This window comes from Nodosilinea sp. AN01ver1, from assembly GCF_050565655.1.
GTDB lineage: Bacteria > Cyanobacteriota > Cyanobacteriia > Phormidesmidales > Phormidesmidaceae > Nodosilinea.
The window spans coordinates 23,532-41,894 of the sequence record NZ_JBNXVS010000008.1; the positions used below are offsets into that span (position 1 = coordinate 23,532).

At 55.7% G+C, this 18,363-nt stretch carries 17 protein-coding genes; 10 read left to right on the plus strand and 7 right to left on the minus strand.

Annotated elements, in window-relative coordinates; all coding sequences use genetic code 11:
• Positions 1-317: 317 nt before the first annotated feature.
• The 3 genes from ACQ4N7_RS08940 (at position 318) to ACQ4N7_RS08950 (ending at position 3,248) form a co-directional block, all read left to right on the plus strand.
• The gene (locus ACQ4N7_RS08940) at positions 318-1,007 is read left to right on the plus strand and encodes a DUF5671 domain-containing protein (RefSeq protein ID WP_430711261.1); all 690 of its coding nucleotides are present in this window, start codon (positions 318-320) and stop codon (positions 1,005-1,007) included.
• A gap of 103 nt (positions 1,008-1,110) precedes the next feature.
• Entirely contained in the window at positions 1,111-1,560 is a 450-nt protein-coding gene (locus ACQ4N7_RS08945) for a hypothetical protein (RefSeq protein WP_430711262.1), read from the plus strand.
• 137 nt (positions 1,561-1,697) lie between these two features.
• A complete protein-coding gene (locus tag ACQ4N7_RS08950; protein ID WP_430711263.1) occupies positions 1,698-3,248 on the plus strand; it encodes an HD domain-containing protein in 1,551 nt (516 codons plus the stop codon).
• 121 nt (positions 3,249-3,369) lie between these two features.
• Here the strand turns inward: ACQ4N7_RS08950 and ACQ4N7_RS08955 are convergent, their stop codons facing one another.
• The 6 genes from ACQ4N7_RS08955 to ACQ4N7_RS08980 all read right to left on the minus strand — a co-directional run bounded on the left by ACQ4N7_RS08955 (position 3,370) and on the right by ACQ4N7_RS08980 (position 7,406).
• On the minus strand, positions 3,370-4,587 hold the full coding sequence (locus ACQ4N7_RS08955) for an ATP-dependent 6-phosphofructokinase (protein ID WP_430711264.1): 1,218 nt from the start codon (positions 4,585-4,587) through the stop codon (positions 3,370-3,372).
• A 230-nt stretch (positions 4,588-4,817) separates the two neighbouring features.
• Positions 4,818-5,210, minus strand: coding sequence for a DUF2809 domain-containing protein (locus ACQ4N7_RS08960; RefSeq protein WP_430711265.1), 393 nt, complete (start codon positions 5,208-5,210; stop codon positions 4,818-4,820).
• Complete coding sequence (locus tag ACQ4N7_RS08965; protein ID WP_430711398.1) at positions 5,207-5,341, minus strand: hypothetical protein; 135 nt, start codon at positions 5,339-5,341, stop codon at positions 5,207-5,209. Before ACQ4N7_RS08965 ends, ACQ4N7_RS08960 begins: the two co-directional genes overlap by 4 nt.
• A 15-nt stretch (positions 5,342-5,356) precedes the next feature.
• A complete protein-coding gene (locus ACQ4N7_RS08970; RefSeq protein WP_430711266.1) occupies positions 5,357-5,497 on the minus strand; it encodes a hypothetical protein in 141 nt (46 codons plus the stop codon).
• Positions 5,498-6,460: 963 nt separating this feature from the next.
• The gene (locus tag ACQ4N7_RS08975; protein ID WP_430711267.1) at positions 6,461-6,946 is read right to left on the minus strand and encodes a hypothetical protein; all 486 of its coding nucleotides are present in this window, start codon (positions 6,944-6,946) and stop codon (positions 6,461-6,463) included.
• A gap of 211 nt (positions 6,947-7,157) precedes the next feature.
• Positions 7,158-7,406 carry a hypothetical protein gene (locus ACQ4N7_RS08980; protein WP_430711268.1) on the minus strand — a complete coding sequence of 83 codons (249 nt, stop codon included), beginning with the start codon at positions 7,404-7,406 and terminating at the stop codon, positions 7,158-7,160.
• Positions 7,407-8,107: 701 nt separating this feature from the next.
• On the opposite strand from ACQ4N7_RS08980, the gene ACQ4N7_RS08985 reads away from it, so the two are divergent.
• From ACQ4N7_RS08985 to ACQ4N7_RS08995, 3 genes are all read left to right on the plus strand, one after another.
• A complete protein-coding gene (locus ACQ4N7_RS08985) occupies positions 8,108-9,556 on the plus strand; it encodes an ABC transporter substrate-binding protein (RefSeq protein ID WP_430711269.1) in 1,449 nt (482 codons plus the stop codon).
• 224 nt (positions 9,557-9,780) lie between these two features.
• Positions 9,781-10,587 (plus strand): ABC transporter permease, encoded by an 807-nt coding sequence (locus tag ACQ4N7_RS08990; protein WP_430711270.1) that lies wholly within the window; start codon positions 9,781-9,783, stop codon positions 10,585-10,587.
• 146 nt (positions 10,588-10,733) lie between these two features.
• Entirely contained in the window at positions 10,734-11,549 is an 816-nt protein-coding gene (locus tag ACQ4N7_RS08995; protein ID WP_430711271.1) for an ABC transporter ATP-binding protein, read from the plus strand.
• A gap of 44 nt (positions 11,550-11,593) precedes the next feature.
• Here the strand turns inward: ACQ4N7_RS08995 and ACQ4N7_RS09000 are convergent, their stop codons facing one another.
• Positions 11,594-13,636 (minus strand): LysR family transcriptional regulator, encoded by a 2,043-nt coding sequence (locus ACQ4N7_RS09000; protein WP_430711272.1) that lies wholly within the window; start codon positions 13,634-13,636, stop codon positions 11,594-11,596.
• Between the two features lie 447 nt (positions 13,637-14,083).
• Between ACQ4N7_RS09000 and ACQ4N7_RS09005 the strand changes: the two genes are divergently transcribed.
• The 4 genes from ACQ4N7_RS09005 (at position 14,084) to ACQ4N7_RS09020 (ending at position 18,338) form a co-directional block, all read left to right on the plus strand.
• Positions 14,084-15,787, plus strand: coding sequence for a fumarate reductase/succinate dehydrogenase flavoprotein subunit (locus ACQ4N7_RS09005; protein WP_430711273.1), 1,704 nt, complete (start codon positions 14,084-14,086; stop codon positions 15,785-15,787).
• Positions 15,788-15,944: 157 nt separating this feature from the next.
• Positions 15,945-16,172 carry a 4Fe-4S dicluster domain-containing protein gene (locus ACQ4N7_RS09010; RefSeq protein ID WP_017301328.1) on the plus strand — a complete coding sequence of 76 codons (228 nt, stop codon included), beginning with the start codon at positions 15,945-15,947 and terminating at the stop codon, positions 16,170-16,172.
• Between the two features lie 113 nt (positions 16,173-16,285).
• Entirely contained in the window at positions 16,286-17,248 is a 963-nt protein-coding gene (locus tag ACQ4N7_RS09015) for a HEAT repeat domain-containing protein (RefSeq protein ID WP_430711274.1), read from the plus strand.
• Positions 17,241-18,338 carry a P-loop NTPase gene (locus tag ACQ4N7_RS09020; protein WP_430711275.1) on the plus strand — a complete coding sequence of 366 codons (1,098 nt, stop codon included), beginning with the start codon at positions 17,241-17,243 and terminating at the stop codon, positions 18,336-18,338. Before ACQ4N7_RS09015 ends, ACQ4N7_RS09020 begins: the two co-directional genes overlap by 8 nt.
• Positions 18,339-18,363: the final 25 nt, after the last annotated feature.

Consider the following 18,363-nt stretch of genomic DNA (forward strand, 5'->3'; position numbering starts at 1 on the left):
AGGGGCGGGTGCTCTAGCAGGCTAGCCTTTGGGAAATAGCCAGAGACTCGCCCCCTTTAACCGACCTCTTGTCACCTCAGCCTCTGTTTTTAGTAGAGGCTGATTTTTTATTGCAGGCAGCCGGGCTGCGATCGCGTTGATTGTCGGCACCGCTAGCGGCATGGAACTCGTCATCGCCCATCTGCACCGCGTTGGCCGCTCGCCATCAAACCGGCCTTAGCCCAAGCCATGCAGTCTGTTTCCAGATTTTACAGACCAGTTAAACAGGTGGCTCGATAGGTATAGTCAGGGTATTCCTAGCGCATTACCGTAGGGCCATGAGCACAGATATTCCTTCACCCCCCGACAGCCGTAGCGAGCTGGTGCAGTTTATTCTGCTGGCGCGCGATCGCGGCGCAACCGACGAGTTTATCAGCAGGCTGCTGCGCGACTACGGCTGGCCTTCCCGCGAGGTCGAGCGAGCCTTTTTTGAGGTGTACGAAGGGCTGGTGGGTCGCCCCATGCCTACGCCGCGCGGCGGATCGGGCGAGCTGGCAAGGGATGCGTTTTTCTACCTGCTGGCCTTTGTCACCCTGGGCATCTGGATTCAGGCGCTGGGGGAGATGGCGTTTATTTTCATCAATCATCTGATCCCCGACAGCTTGAACAACTACTACGGCGACCCGTCGTGGCAGGTCGCCTTTGCCCTGGCGCGGCTGATTGTGGCCTACCCGGTGTACCTGGGGCTGATGCGGCAGATCAACCGCGACCTGGCGGCCCACCGCGAAAAGTATTTTTCGGGTGTGCGCAAGTGGCTGACCTACCTGACCCTGCTGATCGCCACCATCATCGCCATTGGGGCGGTAATTGCCTTTTTGACTTCGTTTTTGCGGGGCGAACTGACGCTGCGCTTTTTGCTCAAGGTGCTGGTGGTGCTGGTGCTCGACGGCGGCGTGCTGTGGTATTACTTCGACTGGATTCGGCGCAAACCGGCTCCGAAGGGGTTGAGGGTGCAGGGCGCAGGGTGAATTGGAAGGGTTCAAAATACAGAATTCAAAATGGCGGTTTGGCCCTGAATTTTGCACTTTTAATGTTGAACTTTGAACTTTGAATTGAGGCCGGAGAGAGAGTATGGCTAGCGTCTCAGAGAGTCAAGGTTTTGATCGGGCCTTTGCCGGAGTGGCAACGGCGGCGGTGATTGCGGCGATCGCAGCGGGTTTTTGGGTGCTGGGTACGCCGGGGCGTCAGCGAGACATCGCCGCCGATCGCCAGCGACTGCAGGATATTGCCACCCTGGCCCAGCAGCTCCACGAGCGCTACCTGGGAACGAACAGCGATATTCCGCTGCCCACCACCCTGGAACCCGAAAACTTACGCTACGACCCGTTGACCAACCAGCCCTACGAATACATAAGGCTGAGCGATCGCACCTTTGAACTCTGCGCTACCTTTGATACCGACAGCAGCACCCATCGCCTCAGCAATCGAAATCCTACCCCCGAAGCCCAGCGCTGGCAGCACCCCGAGGGGCGGCACTGCTTTGAGTTTGATGTAAACGAGTTTCCGACGCTGACCTTTTGAGAACGGCGCGATCGCAGGGTCTGCGACCTGGCGAGAAAGCAAAAAGCTCGGGTATTTTCGCTAGCGGCTTTACGGCCCGATGAGCGAACTATCGCGAATGGCGTCATGATGATCAAAGCTGACGCCTTAGGCCACCTATGAAACTCGCGGCGATCGACATTGGCACTAACTCCATTCACATGATTATTGTGGAGGTGCTGTCGCAGCAAAACTTTGACGTCATCGAGCGCGAAAAGGAGATGGTCAAGCTTGGGGCTGGGGTGTTTGCCACCCATCGCCTCAGCGATCGCGCCTTTGACACCGGCCTGGCCACCATCGATCGCTACGTTCAGCTGGCCGAACAGGTGGGGGTAGATCAGGTGATTACGGCGGCGACCAGCGCCATTCGAGAAGCGCAGAATGGCGAGGCGTTTTTAAGCCAGGTGGCGCGCCAAACCGGGCTGGCTCCCAAAATTATTTCTGGTCGAGAAGAGGCGCGGCTGATTTTTTTGGCCGTGCGAAATTCTATTGCGCTGGCGGATGAAAACGCGCTGGTCTTCGACATTGGCGGCGGCAGTACAGAGGCCGTGATCGGCAATCGGCGAGACGTTTTGTTTAGCGACAGCCTGCCGCTGGGGGTGCTGCGCCTGCTGGATATGTTTGAGGATAAAGGCTCCGTGGGGCGCGAAGGTCGCCACGTGCTGGAGTCTCACATTGAATTTGTGGCTCAGCAGGCCATCGACCAGATTCGCGAGCTGGGCTTTGACCGGGTGATCGGCACCTCGGGCACCATTCGCTCGCTGGGGGAAGCGGCCTACCGAGCAGCGGGGGGAGACGCGCTACGATCGGTCAACGCCGAAACGGTGCGGCTAAAAGATATCAAAGCTCTCACCGACGAACTGCTCGAAACCAGGCTGGCCAACCGGGCCAAGTTTGAAGGCATTAGCGACAAACGGGCAGACGCCATTCACCTGGGCGGCATTTTGCTGGTCAAGCTGCTGGAGATGGTCGAGGTTAAAGAGATTATTCTCTGCGATGCCTCCCTGCGGGAGGGCATGATTTTAGACTACCTGCAGCGCCATTCCCAGGAGGTGCCGTCCTTTCCGCCGGAAACCAATTTGCGCGATCGCAAGGCCGCTCAGCTAGTGCAGAAATATGAGTCTGACTGGCCCCGCAATCAGCATGTAGCTGAGCTGGCCCTGCAGCTGTTTGATCAAACTCAGGCGCTGCACGGCTACGGTGAATTTGAGCGCGATTTGCTCAAGTTTTCGGCCCTGTTCCACGATATTGGGCAGTTTATTTCCTATCGCAAACACCACAAAAACTCGCGCTACATTATCAATCGCACCAACCCTCGCGGCTTTACCGACGAAGAAATTTTATTGATTGCAATGTTAACCCGCTACCACTGCAAATCGGCTCCGACTAAAAAGCACAAGCGCTTCAAAGCACTATCCAAGCCCCAGCGCCAGATTGTGCAAACCCTCTCGGGCCTGCTCCGAATAGCGGTCAGCTTAGACAAAACGAAGAACCAGCGAGTTAAGTCCGTGTCCTGCCAGATCTCAAAGGATGTTTTGACGATTGGCGTAGTTGGCACCGACAACCTGGATCTAGAAATTTGGGCTGCCCAGCGCGATCGCCAGGTGTTGGCCAAAGCCCTAAACCGCGAGGTGGAGATTCAGTATTTTGGGCATTCTCCTGCCGCCTGATTACCCGAAGATTACCTTCCTTAGGGCGCAAACTTTGCGCCCTAAGGAAGGTAGCTGTGGTCAAATCGCGGTCTGAGCACAGGTTAGGGCTGGGCAAATGCCATTTGCCCCGGCGGGTAGGCTAGACCAGCGCCGATACCTCATGCGCCTCCTGCATGACAGCATTAGGGTCGGGCAGGGTGTCGGAGTCGCCCACGTAAATTCCTAAGGACCGGGCCACTTTGACCATAGTGCTGTCGGTTTCGACCGGGCTGGGGCAGACGCCGCGCTGGTGGCAGCTGCGCACGGTGGCGATTACGTCATCGAGGTTTTTGGAACGCACTCGGCCTGCCTCCCACACCGTCATGCGGTTGTAGCGGCCTTCGGCGATCAGGTCTACCGCTTTGCGGCCAAAGGCCGAGGCCAGCAGGCGATCGCTGGCGGTGGGAATGCCGCTGCGCTGAATGTGGCCCAGCACCATGGCGCGGGTTTCGACCTGGTCCATGTCGCAGTAGGCGCTGTCGCCAGTTTGGCAGAGGGTACGGCTGCGATCGGAGATGGCGGTAGCCAGGTATTCGCCAATCAGGTGCATGGGTTTACCGTCTTCGCCGTGAACGCCCTCGGCCACCACCACCAGGGCAAACTTGCGGCCCCGCTGGCGCAGCTCGGCGATGTGCTGGCAAATCTGCGTCACCACCAGCGGGTTTAGCTCGGGCACCAGTTCAGGAATCAGGATGACATCGGCCCCGCCCGCAATGCCGCCGTGGAGGGCGAGGTGCCCCGCGTCGCGGCCCATGACTTCGACCACCATGACGCGATCGTGGCTGGCGGCGGTAAAAGTGAGGTCGTAGAGGGCGCTGTTGACGGTCTGTACGGCGGTGTTAAAGCCGATCGATTTTTCGGTGAAGGGCACGTCGTTGTCGATGGTTTTGGGAATGCCGATCAGGTTCCAGCCGCCGCGCTGGGCCAGGTCGTAGATGATGTCGAGGCTGCCGTCGCCGCCGATCGCAATCAGCGCATCCAGGTTGAGTTTTTCGTAGCCCGCCAAAATTTTGGCGATCGCGTCGGGGTTGCCGGGGTGGCCTTTGTTAAGCGAGCCCAGAATGGTGCCGCTGAGAAATTGCAGCACGTCGAGCCCCTGCAAAATGCCGGGAATGTCGTAGCCGTGGTCGGTGAGGCGCAGGTGGTCGGGGTCGTACTTGCCATCGACCACCTGCATAAACCCGTCGGTGCTGTAGGGAATGCCAATCACATCCCACCCGCGCCGGTTGGCGCACTTGACTACCGCTCGAATCACGGCGTTAAGGCCGGGGCAGTCGCCGCCGCTGGTGAGAATGCCAATGCGCTGAATATCGTCCATATTAAAAAGGCTCTCCGGAGCAGAAGAAGCGCAGGCTAGATAGCTCAAGACACAACAATTTGACCCAAAGCCGGTCAAGGGGGCAGGTTGATAACGCCAAACCACGGGCGGCCCCAAGCTAGCTAGCGTTTGCTATACCGCCATCCTCAGGCCAATGGTTATGGATGGAACCGCTTTTCAACAGTTCTTTAACAGTCTTATCAAGAGCCGTAACAAAGGCTACCGATCTGTCAAATAACGACATACCACTCTCGTTTGTACCGCCCAACCGCCCTTTCCAAAGCGAGCAAGATGACGATGCCCACGGTGTAGGCCACCAGATCTTCCCAGACAAAGGTGGTGCCAATGACGGTGCGGGCGATCGCCGACGACCCTAGCCCCAGCACCTCCACAATGTTGAAATATTGCAGTATCTCAACCCCAAAGGCAAAGAGCAGCACCGCGATCGCCGCAGGCAGAATGGCAACTCTAAAAAACGCCCGCACCACCGCATAAACCAAAATCACCACCAGCACATCGCCTACATAGGGCCGAATCAAGGCATCATCGACAAAAATGGCGATGCACAGCTCGACCAGGAACAATACAACCGACCAGACAAAATAGTAGGGCTCGAATCTCATCGCGATTTCAGTGGCATGGCGGCAAAGTGCTCTTGCACCAACTTGTGAATGAAGCGATAGCGCCCGCCGACGCGCTGAAGCAAGAGGCGATCGGTGAGTAATTGAGGAATCTGGCACAGTGGGCGCAGCAAGGGGCAGATTGCCTCCTAATATAGCCCTGGTGTCTGAGTCGGCCCTTCTGGGGCGGGTGGAACTACCTCTGGGGTTGTAGTAGAGGGTTGACAGGCCACCAGCGCCATCATCAGTACGCCTGTGGCTAGGGCAGGAACTAGGTAGGCTCTCAGCATGGTGTTGTCTCAAAATAATTTGACCGAAGTTGGTTTGATTCAAAACACCTGACTATAGGCCTAAGTTAAAGTTTTTTCATCCTAATAGAATGCGTTAAACCTTCAGGGAGCTTAAGCATTCCTGAAGGTTTAGCGGTTAGGCAAAAAACAAACCACCAAAAAAATCAACTTAGATATTGATCAGCTATGGTTATCCCCCCGATGATCCCGATTATATTGTTGTAGCTCAATCAAGGTGACCGTGCCGTCCCCGTTTAAGTCGGCTGCTAGACTCTTCATATTGGCCTGAGAAGCTCTGGTCAAAGGAGCTATAGTCAACGTAGCGATCGCCATCATTAAGCCAGAAATCAGAAAGATTTTCATGGTTATCACCTTTTGGTTTTTGTTAAAAGCCGAGCCTTTTGAGGCTAATTTGAGGAGAAGCCTAAATTAAACGACCTTAAACGACCTTAAAGGGTCTGTTATCGGCAAGACACAACCTGCCGACAGGAAAGTTAAATGCGCTAGGCTAGCACTCGACGCATCTACCTATAATTCAGACGTCTACCGATTTGCCTTTTACCTTTCTACTGAGAAAGCTTTTTGACCTAGACCTATTTTATAATTGAAAATTCAAGTGTTTGCCAAGAAAAACTAAAACTTAATATGGTTGGTCAATGAATATTTAATATGCTTGTTTTGCCTTGAATTAAACTTTTATAGATTTGAAAGCTTGGTAAATCTTGTTCTTTAGATAATTTGAACCTATGCAATGGCAAAATACTGTTGAGGCCGACGGGTATTTAAACCCGCAGGCCGGGGCAGTACCGCTACTGGTAAGAATGCCAATGCGCTGAGTGGGTGCTATAGAACGGTATCCGAAAAGCCTTTTTCCCGAATCCTTAGGCGATGGAGCCTGCGGCAACCGCGTGCTTTAGCAGTCTTAACGGACTTAACGAAGAATAATCTTCGGCCCCAGTTTGCTTAACTACACAGCTCAGTAGTCCACTCCTGGGAGCCGCGACCTTGCTGACAGCGCACCTGCCGACCCGCCCAGTCGAGTTGCCACTGGTCGCCCTCGGGCACAAACTCCAGGCGATAGCGCATACCGTTGACGGAGTCGTCAGCCAGCCCTGTTTGAGTCAGAACAACCAGCGCCTGGTCGTCGGTTTGCTCGATTAGCTCAGCCTCTTCTTCAAAGTTGCCCTCTCCCGGTTCGGTGCTGCCAAAGGTGGCGAGGGCAACGTCGGTAGGGTTTGCGCCCACGGCCCCTTCAGGAACGGGAATTTCGCTGTAGGCCGCGCGATCGCTCTCAATATCGCCCCCCGCATCGTCAGCGCCAGGTGTCTGAGTCGGCTCTTCTGGGGCGGGTGGAACCACCTCTGGGGTTGTAGTAGAGGGTTGACAGGCCACCAACGCCATCATCAGTGCGCCCGTGGTCAGGGCGGGAATCAGGTAAGTTTTGAGCATGATTTTTTCGCGGTAAACGTTGATTAATGTATACAAGACAACAAAAAGTCCAACTGATTCGCACCATACAGACGAAATCTAGGCTTTTTCTAGGGCTCGGTTCATCAATCGAAACCTTTGGCCAGCAAAAAAATTGCCCTAAAACTGGCCGGGGCATTAAACCGTAATACCCCGGCTACTCAGGAATCAAGATCGCTCACTGGATAGTGGGCTAGTCGGGGGTGGGGCGGTTGGCGGTGGGCAAATCGCTGGCCTCAGGACTGGACTCGGCGGGAACGTGGTCTTCAGCGGTGCTGGGGGTTTCGCCTCCGGCGGCGTTGGGACTTTCGCCTGCGCTAGCGTTGCGGGCCTCTTGCTGGCCAATTTCGGGGTTGTTTTTAGTAGCGACCTTCCTAGCTCCAGGGTTTTGGGCTACAGAATCGGAGAGGTTGGTATCTTGACGAGTTTCGGGGTTAGCCATGGTGTTTTCTGCCAGTAAAGATGGACTTTCAGTCTAAAAAAGGGCGGCTGTGGCGACCTCGACAGTAGGGCAGACATTAACTGTTGGCGTTACCTGCAGGTATTGCATCGGCTCAGTCGCTGAGGGCATCAGCTAGTGACTACAAGCTGTGTGCCAGTGTGCTATCAGGCACGCAAGCGTTTTCAACAGTCGGCCCTTACTGTCTCAATGGCCAGTTTTCTAAGCTACTCATCTTCTAAGTCTGCTGAGCAACAGCATCAAGACTAAGTAGAAAGGCGCAGTCAACTATCAAAACTATGTAGGTTGATTGAGGCGCGTTGGCAAAGCCTGCCCTAAGGCCGTAAACCGATGCCTACATGGGTTACGCTAGCGCCAACCCATCCTACAGTTGAATTAACCCACCTGCTAAAACGACGATATTTGGAGACAGCACAGCGCCATCAAGCTCTTTGGCGCTACGCATAATCGACTAAAGAATGTCGTTTTTTGCTTTTTATAAGCGAATTGTATAGATCTAAAAAATAATTTTATGGGTAAAAGAACTGGGATGATCAAGATGTATCTCGGTTTACAGTCTCTATCTAAGCTTGATGGAATAAATGGGTTTCATATGAGTTGGAGACAGGCAAAAAATGCGCTACTTATTAAGTTGGTCTCGCAAAAAAATCACCTCAGGGTTATTAATAACTTCCGTTGTCTTCATGGGAGCTTGTTCAACGGTTGAAGACAGCGCTGGTGGCGAATCTACAGGTTCAGGCAGCAATGCTGGTAAGGTAATTAGAATTGCGATCGGCACTCAAGACCAGGTTATTAATACTGCCGTAGGTGGGGCCACAGTCCGCGAGCTAGAGCTTTTAGAAAAACATTTGCCAACTGACGGCAAGTATGAGGGTGTAGATTACGATATTCAATGGTCTAGCTATACGTCTGGCCCTCCTATTACCAACAAAATGCTGGCCAATCAAATTGATATTGGCCTGATGGGTGACTTTCCAGCCGTTATTAATTTGATCAAGTTTCAGCAAGAAGCCGCCGATGCCGACTCAATCTTCATTGGTACCCTAGCCTACAGCCCTAACGGGGCCGGCAATGCAGTGGTAGTGCCCAAAGATAGCGACGCTACCTCTTTGGCCGATCTAAAGGGCGGCACGGTTTCAGTTCCCTTTGGCTCAGCCGCTCACGGAATGGTGCTCAAGGCGCTAACCGATGCGGGGCTAGACCCCGAAACCGATGTTGAGTTAATTAGTCAGGCTCCTGAAGTAGGGGGTTCTAGCTTGCGCACTGGGCAAATCGACGCCCATGCCGACTTTGTGCCCTTTGGTGAACTGTTTCCTTTTCGAGGGTTTGCCAAAAAAATCTTTGACGGCGCACAGACCGGAGTTCCGACTCTGCACGGCATTACGGTACGCTCTGATTTCGCTGAAGAATATCCCGAAATTGTCGTGGCCTACCTGAAGGCGGTGCTTGAAGCTAACCAAATGTTTCGGGCCGATCCCGAAGGCATTTCTGCCCAGATCGAAGAGTGGTCAGGCATTGAAAAAGAAGTAGTTTATATGTTCTTAGGCCCCTCTGGTCTGCAGCCTCTAGATCCAACGATTCGTGAGGTACAGATCAGTGCGTTAAAGAACAGCATTGCCACTCTAACCAGCCTGGGCAAAATTGAAAAACCTGTGGCCCCAGAAGAGGTCGTCAACTGGATTGACGAAAGCTACCTGCGCACAGCTATGGAAGAACTAGGGCTGAACTACGACGAAGTCATTGCTACCGCAGAAGCTTATCAAATTACCGGTAAAGATGCCCTGACCGGAGAAGCGATTGAGAACCCCAAACAGGCGGCTCAGCTTTGGGTACAGGGAGAAGAAAAAGTGGCTAACTATGCTTCGATCGCAAATATGGTAAAAGCCCTTTCGGCCCTGCAAGCTGAAGGTAAAGCCGCCGACGTTATGTTTGTGCACGACTACAACAATGGCTGGAAGCTGTTTGCCGAAAACGCCTACTTCGTCAGCAATGGCGATGAGGTCGCGGCCTTCTTAGTCGAAGCCGACGCCCAGACCTACGCCTCATCCACAGGTGGCCAAATGACGGCCTTTAGGGGCTTGCAAGAGCTCTATGCCGATCGCACCCCCGTACTGGTAGGGGCTCAGCAATAGCGGTCAGATTCAGTTAGCCACAGGCAAGCAGACCGCTCTTTCCTAAGCCATCCCAAACGTAGCCGTCGCTGCACTTTGTGGATCTCAGCGTAGGTCACAGAGAGCAGAATAGCGGGCTCTGCTTGCCCTACTGTGGCTTTTAACTACCACGTATTGATGTAATTGAGAGGCAAACCATGGCGGTTTCGGTTCCACAAATAGGGTATTCGCGCTGGCTAAGTCAGATGAGCTATGCCTTAAACAGCCTATTTTTATCCAACCGTTCAGCCCGGCGGCTGCTGGCGCTGGGGCTATTTTTTGGCATCTGGCAAATTCTGTGCGCGGTCAACTTCGACTTTTTCATTAATTTTCAATTTGTGCCCTCTCCCGTGGAGGTATTTAAGGCCACGCTGACCTTTTTTACTGAGAGCCCCTGGGTACATTTTCGCTCCAGTATTGGGCGAGTGCTTTGGGGCTATGTTGTAGCCTCTGGATTGGGGGTGCTGCTGGGAATTATGATTGGCTGGTTCGCCGTAGTCGAAGATCTGCTGCTGCCGCCTCTAGAACTGCTGCGCCCCATTCCTGCTGTAGCCTGGATTCCTCTAGCTATTTTGATGTTCCCCAACGCTGAGAGCGGGATGATTTTCATCACCTTTGTAGGGGCATTTTTCCCAGTTTTAATTAGCACAATCAGTGGGGTAGAAAGTACCCTCAGCGATACGGTGCTAATTCGAGTAGGGCAGTGTTTGGGGGCTAGGCCCTGGCACATCTTCAAAGACATTGTGGTGCCGGGGTCACTACCCAGCATTGCCAGCGGTTTGATTATCGGTATGGGAAATGCCTGGTTCTGCTTAGTGACAGCCGAAATTTTGGCCGGGCGCTACGGCATTGGCTACATCACCTGGGAGTCCTACGTTACCTCGAACTATCCGCCCATCGTAATGGGCATGTTGCTGATTGGTTTGATGGGGGCCGCCAGTTCCTGGGCCGTGAGCCGAGCCATGGAAGCGCTGATGCCCTGGCGGGTAATTAAAAAACAGGGCAGTGTTTAGTAGGGTTTTTAGGTTTCAAGTTCAAGGTTGGCAGCAGCGTGTAACTCGTAGGGTAAATATCGCCCACGAACCTTGCTCAGCTATAACCCTTAAATTGTGATTGACCAAGACTTTTTGATGCTACTCAGAAGGACGACTAAGACGTGATGACGACGCAGTTAGAGCAACGAAAGACGACTAAAGGAGCGGTGCAGGTAGAGGGTTTATCGGTCACCTTTCGCAACCGAGGCCAGGATATTCATGTGCTCAATCAAATTCAGCTGGGTATTAAACCGGGAGAATTTGTGTGTTTGCTGGGGCCATCAGGGTGCGGCAAATCGACGCTGCTGAACGTAATTGCCGGGTTTATTAAACCGTCGGCGGGCTACGTGATGGTCGATCAGGCACCGATTACTCGACCAGGGGCCGATCGCGGCTTTGTATTTCAGCAGTATTCACTTCTACCCTGGAAAACGGCCTTTCAAAACATTGAGCTGGGGCTAAAAATTCGCGGGATGGCCAAGGGCGATCGCACCGAACTGGTGCACGACTACCTCAACCGGGTGGGGCTCTACAAGCACCGCAACAGCTACCCGCACCAGATGTCGGGGGGGATGCAGCAGCGGGCCAGCATTGTGCGGGCGCTGGTCAACTCGCCCTCGGTGCTGCTGATGGATGAGCCCTTTGCCGCCCTCGACGCCCAAACCCGGCACATGATGCAGGAGCTACTCCTAGATATTTGGGAAGACCTGAAAACCACGGTAATTTTTGTCACCCACGACATTGAGGAGGCAATCTTTTTGGGCGATCGCATCTGCATTATGGGCGTACAGCCCGGCCACATCAAGGCCGAGCTACCCATTGGCCTGCGCCGCCCCCGCCACTTTGACGACACCCTCTCGGCGGAGTTTGTCAACCTGCACCGCCAGGTGTTTGAGTGCATTCGCGAAGAAACCATGAAAAGCATGGAGGGGTGCCTGTAGAGGCAAACGGCGTTTGCCCTGCCCATTGTGGGTAAGATACAGGGCTACAGGGAGGCGATCGCCCGCTCCAAAAACTCCGGCTGCATCCAGCGATCGAGGTTAATCTGTCCCAGGTGTTCTTGCCCGGCAATCTGACCCAGCTGGTGAATGTGGGCCTGCAGCCAATCGGTGCGCAGCCGGGTTTCGGGCAGATAGACCACATCGGCGCGATCGCTGGTGCTGGCCCGCAGGGTTTTGGCCACAATGGCGGCATCCATATTGACCCAGCGGCTGACCAGGGTAGTGGCCATCGGTTGGGTGGCGTACCAGTACTGGGCGGCCAGCAGCGATCGCAGGTAGGCCACGGCAATTTCAGGGTACTGCTCGGCCAGGGCGGCGCGAATCACCACGCCGTGGAAGGTGGGCAGCCCGTCGAGGTTTTGGTGCAGCAGGCGACGAAACTGGCCCTTGTGCCTGGCAATTTCGTGAAACGGGGCGAAGTAGGCATAGCCATCTACCTGGGCCAAGCCGCGGCCTGATCGCTGGGGGCCAGCACTGTCGCTGGAAGTGAGGGTGACAGCGTTGAGAATGCGGCGGTGGTGGAGCGATCGCATCACCATGCCGTGGGCCGCCGAGCCAAAGGGCACCGCAATCACCCGCCCGGCCAGGTCATCGATGCAGTCGAGGGTCGAGTGCTGCGGCACGATGATGTCGTTGCCGGTGCCATCGAGGTTGCTGGCGACAAAGCTAATCAGGCGGGTGCCCGCCGCCGGAGCCGTGCTGTCACCGGTCGCCGCGCTCAGCAGCAGGGGATAATCGCCCAGGACGCCAATATCGATCTGCTGGGCCTCCAGCCCGGCCACAATCGGTGCCCCAGAGTCATAGTCAGACCAGCGCAGCCGATACTGCACCCCACTGTAGCGGCCCTCGCGGGGCAAGAAATGCTCCAGCAAGCCCAGCCGCTGAATAATCAGCCCGGCGGTGACGGTTTGAATCGTGCGGTTTTGGGTGCCAATGGTGAGGCTAATGGTGTCGGTGCCACTGGCGGAACCAGCACGCACCAAAAAATTAGGAGCCTGGAACCGGGGTACCTTTTGAGCAGGGGATGCCGCTAGCGGTGCCTCCAACGGACTGGGAGACGGTGCCTGGGAATGCCCCAGAATGACGCCGGGCTGGCCCTGCACCATAGCTATAAACTGGCGAATTGGCTCTACCCCCAGGCTGCCCCGACCGGCGGGCTGACCCATTAGCCCCAGGGCGCGACCCAGCCGCTTAGCCATCAGCAAAAACAGCGGCGTGCCCAGGGCAAATTCTTCTAGGGGAATGCGGCGCAGCAGCCCGGCCTCACACTCCATTTGAAATTCAAAGTCAGAGACAAACCCCAGGTAGTGACCCTGGAGTAAATAGGTGCGCATTAAACTGGCGGCATCGACAATTTCGACATGGGCAAAATCGGTGAGATTGAGCCCCAGTTCTTGCATTCGTTTTTGCAGCATAATGCGACCCGGCACGCCCTCGGGCGGCAAGACCCAGGCCTGATCGGTTAACTCCTTCAGGCTCAGCCAGGGCCGCTGAGCCAGCTGATGACTGCTGGACACTACCAGTGAATAGTGAACGGAGCCAATGGCCAGCCCCAAAATCTCGTCAAAAGCCGAAAAGCTTAGATCTGAAACCCCTAGATCAACCTCTCCAGTCTTGATAGCACGATACAGTGTTTCAACCGTATCGAACTGAAAACATTTCGTTTGCACATCGGGATGAACTCGGCGGTATTCATATAACACCGATGGCAGCCAGTTACTGAGAACATCGGGCATGCAGCCAATTTTTAGGGTGCTAAATTTGCCCTGTTTAATTTCTTCAATTTCCGCTACCAGGCGGCTTTCTAATTCAACTAAATTAGGCCCTTCTTCCAGCAGGTATGCCCCTGCCTGGGTCAGCTCTATGCGCCGACCCAGCCGCTTAAATAAAGGAGTTTCAAGGTCAGATTCCAGGCATTTGATTTTGGCGCTCACGGCTGGCTGGGTTAAATTTAGCGCGTCGGCTGCTTCGGTAAAACTCAGACAGCGAGCCACTTCTAGAAATACTTTTAGCTGATAAATTTCCATTCTTTTATTGGCTCAAGTTGCCTGCTGAGTTTTGTATGTGTGAAATGGGCTAAAAACTGCGATCGCACAACCACCAAAAACGTGTATCTAAGCCTTAGCCAGCAAGTAAAAAACTATTCACAGCTGTCTCGCAAACTGCTTTTAGATCGCATCTTTAGGCCAGGAATTAAAATCCATTTACTTTTTTGATGAGTGTATAGAAAGCTGTAATGGATAAACCGTATTCAATGTTACAAACCACATTGATGCACTTTGAGGGGTTCCTTTAAACTACGTATCATAAGGCCCAGAAGCCAAGGGTTAGTTGCCGTTATTTAAGCATTAGCTAACCGCAATATTCCAGGTCCAGATTGAGAACTCTAGTTTTCTCGCCGTCAAAATTCCTCTTTTGGACTTGGATTTGATTAATTTCAATTTCACTGCCGTTTAAACCAAGGACGTGGTTACGTGAACATTCAGTACCTTAAAACTGATTTTCTAGTCGTCGGCGGTGGCACCGCAGGCACGATGGCAGGCATCAAGGCCAAGCAGGCCAGCCCCGACAGCGACGTGCTGATTTTAGAAAAAGCCAACATTCGCCGCAGCGGGGCGATCGCCATGGGCATGGACGGGGTCAATACCGCCGTCATTCCAGGCAACTCTACCCCCGAGCAGTACGTGCGCGAAATCACCATCGCCAACGACGGCATTGTCAACCAGAAGGCCGTCTACGAAACCGGGCGGCTGGGCTTCGAGGTCATTCAAGAACTGGAAAGCTGGGGCGTTAAGTTTCAAAAAGACCACGAGGGCAACTACGACCTCAAGCAGGTGCACCGGGTGGGCAAGTACGTGCTGCCCATGCCCGAAGGCAAGGATCTCAAGAAAATTTTGGCCCGCCAGGTCAAGCGCCACAAGGTCAACGTCACCAACCGGGTGATGGCCACCCGCGTCATGGTGCAAAACGGTCGCGTTACCGGAGCGGTGGGTCTCGACGTGCGCAACGGCAATATGGTGGTGATTCAGGCCAAGGCGGTGGTGCTCTGCACCGGGGCCTGCGGTCGCCTGGGTCTGCCCGCCTCTGGCTACCTCTACGGCACCTACGAAAACCCCACCAACGCGGGCGACGGCTACTCCATGGCCTACCACGCCGGGGCCGAGCTCACCAACATCGAGTGCTTCCAGATCAACCCGCTGATCAAAGACTACAACGGCCCCGCCTGCGCCTACGTGGCCAGCCCCTTCGGCGCCTACACCGCCAACGCCGAGGGTCACCGCTTCATCAACTGCGACTACTGGAGCGGCCAGATGATGCTGGAGGTCTACAAGGAGCTGCACTCCGGCAAAGGCCCAGTGCACCTGAAGATGTACCACCTCGACGACGACACCATCAACGAAATCGAAACCATTTTGTGGGATAACGAACGCCCCAGCCGCGGCCGCTTCCACCAGGGCCGGGGCGAAAGCTACCGCACCCACGGCGTCGAGATGAATATCTCCGAAATTGGCCTGTGCAGCGGCCACAGCGCTTCGGGCGTCTGGGTCAACGAAAAAGCCGAAACCACCGTGCCCGGCCTCTACGCGGCGGGCGATATGGCCAGCGTGCCCCACAACTACATGATTGGGGCCTTCGTCTACGGTCGCATCGCGGGTGAGAATGCGATGGACTACGTACGCGACCTGGAGCATGTGGAACCCGACCCCGAATTTCTCGCCGCCGAGCAGGCCCGCATCTACGCACCCCTGCAACAGCCCGACGGTGTGCCCCACACCCAGGTGGAGTACAAGCTGCGCCGCCTGGTCAACGACTACCTGCAGCCGCCCAAGTCGCCCAACAATATGGACATCGGCCTGCAAAAATTCGTCGCCTACGAAGAAACCCTCAGCCTGATGGGTGCCCGCGACCCCCACGAACTGATGCGCTGCATGGAGGTGCACTTTATCCGCGACTGCGCCGAAATGGCCGCCCGCGCCTCCCTGTTTCGCAAAGAGACCCGCTGGGGCCTCTACCACTACCGCCTCGACTATCCCGAAAAGAACAACGAGGAATGGTTCTGCCACGTCAACCTGAAGAAGGGCGAAACTGGCCACATGGAGCTATTTAAGCGCCCGGTTGAGCCCTATATCGTCGATGTTGACCTGGTTGAAGAAGTTTATGATGTCGCCGTCCGGTAGGTGGGCACCGCCCACCATCCGCCTGTGCTGCACCCCGTGACCCCGTAGGTTGGGTGAAACGAAGGGCAACCCAACGCCAATTCCCGCTGTTGGGTTCCGCTAACGCTCTACCCAACCTACATTCTGACTACAAATCTATCCATTCCAAAGAAAAACCATGGCCTTAACGACCCAACGGGTTGACGTACCCGTGATTGTTGACGAATCGAAATGCCTCGAAAAATGCAACGCCTGCATCGAGGTTTGCCCTCTAGATGTATTGGTGAAAAACCCTGAAACCGGCAAAGCCTACATGAAGTACGACGAGTGCTGGTTTTGCCTGCCCTGTGAGAAGGAATGCCCCACGGGGGCGATTACGGTGCAGATTCCGTTTTTGCTGAGGTAGATGGGTGGATGGGTAGACGGGTAGGCGGGTAAAGCCGACTCATCCACTCTCCCACTCATCCACTCCCTTACCCTGCTGTCATTAGAAAACTCCAAACCATGTACACCACCGATATGGACCCTGAAGTTGCCCAGTGGGTTGAGCTGCTGCGATCGCCCGATCTCGACAACCGCCTGGTCGCCGTCAAAACTCTGCAACACCTGGGCGATGAGGATGCGATCGAGCCCCTGATCGGGGCACTCAGCGACGAAAACCCCACGGTGCAAGAAATTGCCATCACTACCCTGTGGGAATTTGCCAACCCAGTCGCCATCAACCCGCTGATCGAGTGCCTCAGCTCGCCCCACGAGAATGTCCGCAGTGAAGCGCTGTCGGCCCTCAAGGAGCTGGTTTCCACCAACGATCTGATGAAGCTGCTGGATGTGTTGCAGGTGGGCAATGTTTACGCGCAGCTCAACGTGCTGGTGCTGCTGCGCAAAATCCACGATGCCCAGGCGCTGCCGTTCATTCTGCCGTTTTTTGAGTCGGAGAATCCCGAGCTGCGGGAGGCGGCGGTGATTACCCTGCGCTACCTGAACCAGGTGGTGCGCTGTGAACCAGCCCTGGCCTTAGCTAAAGACCCTGATGAGTTGGTGCGGCGGGCGACAGCGCTGACCCTGGGCCACCTCAGCGATGCCGAAGTGGTGCCGCTGCTGTGCGAACTGCTGACGAATGACCCCGACTGGCAGGTGCGGCGCAATGCGGCCCAGTCGCTGGATATTTTGGCTGACCCAGCGGCGATCGCATCCCTGGTCAAGGCTATGGATGACCCCGAGTGGCAGGTGCGCAAGTTCACTGCCCGCGCCCTGCAAAAAACTCCCGACGTGCAGGCGCTCCCGGTGCTGATCAAGTCTCTGACCGACGAGTACTCCGACGTGCGGCGCGATGCGGCCACCGCCCTAGGCAAGCTGGCCGACACCAACGCCCTGCCCGCCCTGCAGCAGACCCTCAACGACCCCGATATGGACGTGCGGATTTTCTCCCAGCGGGCCATTGACGCGATTCAGAAGTCTCAGCCGGAAACCTCCCATGTCTAGCCATTCCTCTCCGTTTCACCGCGCTGCTGAGGCCCCCGCTGAGGTAGCGCCCAGTGCTGAGGCGATCGCCCGTAAAGCCGAAGTCATCGCCCAGCTCAAAACCCTGCGCGAGCCCACCCTGGGCAACGACCTGGTCAGCCTGGGCATGGTGCGCAACCTGCAAGTAGTCGATGACTACGTCTACCTGCGGCTTTACGTGGGCCGCCACCAGCTGAATTTGCAGCAATTGGTGCAAGACACTCTGGGGCAACTGCCCTGGTGCAAAAAAGCCTACGCCCAGCTCTGCACCATCCCTGGGGTGCGCACCACCCTGGCGGTGTCGAGCGGCAAGGGCGGCGTGGGCAAATCGACCACGGCTGTGAACCTGGCGGCAGCCCTGGCCAAAACCGGGGCCAAAGTGGGGCTGCTCGATGCCGACATCTACGGCCCCAACGTGCCCCAAATGCTGGGCCTGGGCCATTCGGAAGTGCGCGTGATCGACACCCCCGAGGGCCAGCGGTTTGTGCCCCTAGAGGCCCACGGCATCAAGCTGATGTCGGTGGGGCTGCTGGCCAAAGGCGACCACCCTCTAGCCTGGCGCGGCCCGGTGATGCACAAAATTCTCACTCAGTTTCTCCATGAGGTGGACTGGGGCGAATTAGATTACCTGCTGATCGACCTGCCCCCCGGTACCGGCGACGCTCAGATCACCATCGTGCAAGAAAGCCCGATCTGCGGCGTGGTGATGGTGACGACACCGCAGCAAGTGGCCGTCTCCGACGTGCGCCGCAGCGTACACATGTTTCGCCAGGTGGGTGTGCCCGTACTGGGTCTGGTCGAAAATATGAGCTACCTGCTCTGCGGCCACTGCGGCGAACCGACGCCGATCTTTGGCAGCGGCGGCGGGGCCCAGATTGCCACCGATCTCTCAGTACCGCTGTGGGGTCAGGTACCCATCGACCCCCGCATCTGCGAACAGGGCGATGCTGGCACGCCCCTGCCCATGAAGCTGCCCGATGCCCCCCTGAGCCAGATTTTTGGCCAGATTGCCCTGGGGCTGAATGCGACCTTTGGGGTGGCAGCGGTGGAGGAGCTGGCTGCGGTTTGCTGAGGAAGGAGGGAGTGCAAAGTTCATG

Coding starts and splice junctions, on each gene's coding strand:
- ACQ4N7_RS08970 (WP_430711266.1), bottom strand. CDS start 5,497: ATGCTGAGAGCCTACCTAGTTCCTGCCCTAGCCACAGGCGTACTGATG.
- ACQ4N7_RS08995 (WP_430711271.1), top strand. CDS start 10,734: ATGACGACGCAGTTAGAGCAACGAAAGACGACTAAAGGAGCGGTGCAG.
- ACQ4N7_RS08980 (WP_430711268.1), bottom strand. CDS start 7,406: ATGGCTAACCCCGAAACTCGTCAAGATACCAACCTCTCCGATTCTGTA.
- ACQ4N7_RS08985 (WP_430711269.1), top strand. CDS start 8,108: ATGGGAGCTTGTTCAACGGTTGAAGACAGCGCTGGTGGCGAATCTACA.
- ACQ4N7_RS08990 (WP_430711270.1), top strand. CDS start 9,781: ATGAGCTATGCCTTAAACAGCCTATTTTTATCCAACCGTTCAGCCCGG.
- ACQ4N7_RS08945 (WP_430711262.1), top strand. CDS start 1,111: ATGGCTAGCGTCTCAGAGAGTCAAGGTTTTGATCGGGCCTTTGCCGGA.
- ACQ4N7_RS09020 (WP_430711275.1), top strand. CDS start 17,241: ATGTCTAGCCATTCCTCTCCGTTTCACCGCGCTGCTGAGGCCCCCGCT.
- ACQ4N7_RS08955 (WP_430711264.1), bottom strand. CDS start 4,587: ATGGACGATATTCAGCGCATTGGCATTCTCACCAGCGGCGGCGACTGC.
- ACQ4N7_RS09015 (WP_430711274.1), top strand. CDS start 16,286: ATGGACCCTGAAGTTGCCCAGTGGGTTGAGCTGCTGCGATCGCCCGAT.
- ACQ4N7_RS08960 (WP_430711265.1), bottom strand. CDS start 5,210: ATGAGATTCGAGCCCTACTATTTTGTCTGGTCGGTTGTATTGTTCCTG.
- ACQ4N7_RS08950 (WP_430711263.1), top strand. CDS start 1,698: ATGAAACTCGCGGCGATCGACATTGGCACTAACTCCATTCACATGATT.
- ACQ4N7_RS08975 (WP_430711267.1), bottom strand. CDS start 6,946: ATGCTCAAAACTTACCTGATTCCCGCCCTGACCACGGGCGCACTGATG.
- ACQ4N7_RS08940 (WP_430711261.1), top strand. CDS start 318: ATGAGCACAGATATTCCTTCACCCCCCGACAGCCGTAGCGAGCTGGTG.
- ACQ4N7_RS09010 (WP_017301328.1), top strand. CDS start 15,945: ATGGCCTTAACGACCCAACGGGTTGACGTACCCGTGATTGTTGACGAA.
- ACQ4N7_RS09000 (WP_430711272.1), bottom strand. CDS start 13,636: ATGGAAATTTATCAGCTAAAAGTATTTCTAGAAGTGGCTCGCTGTCTG.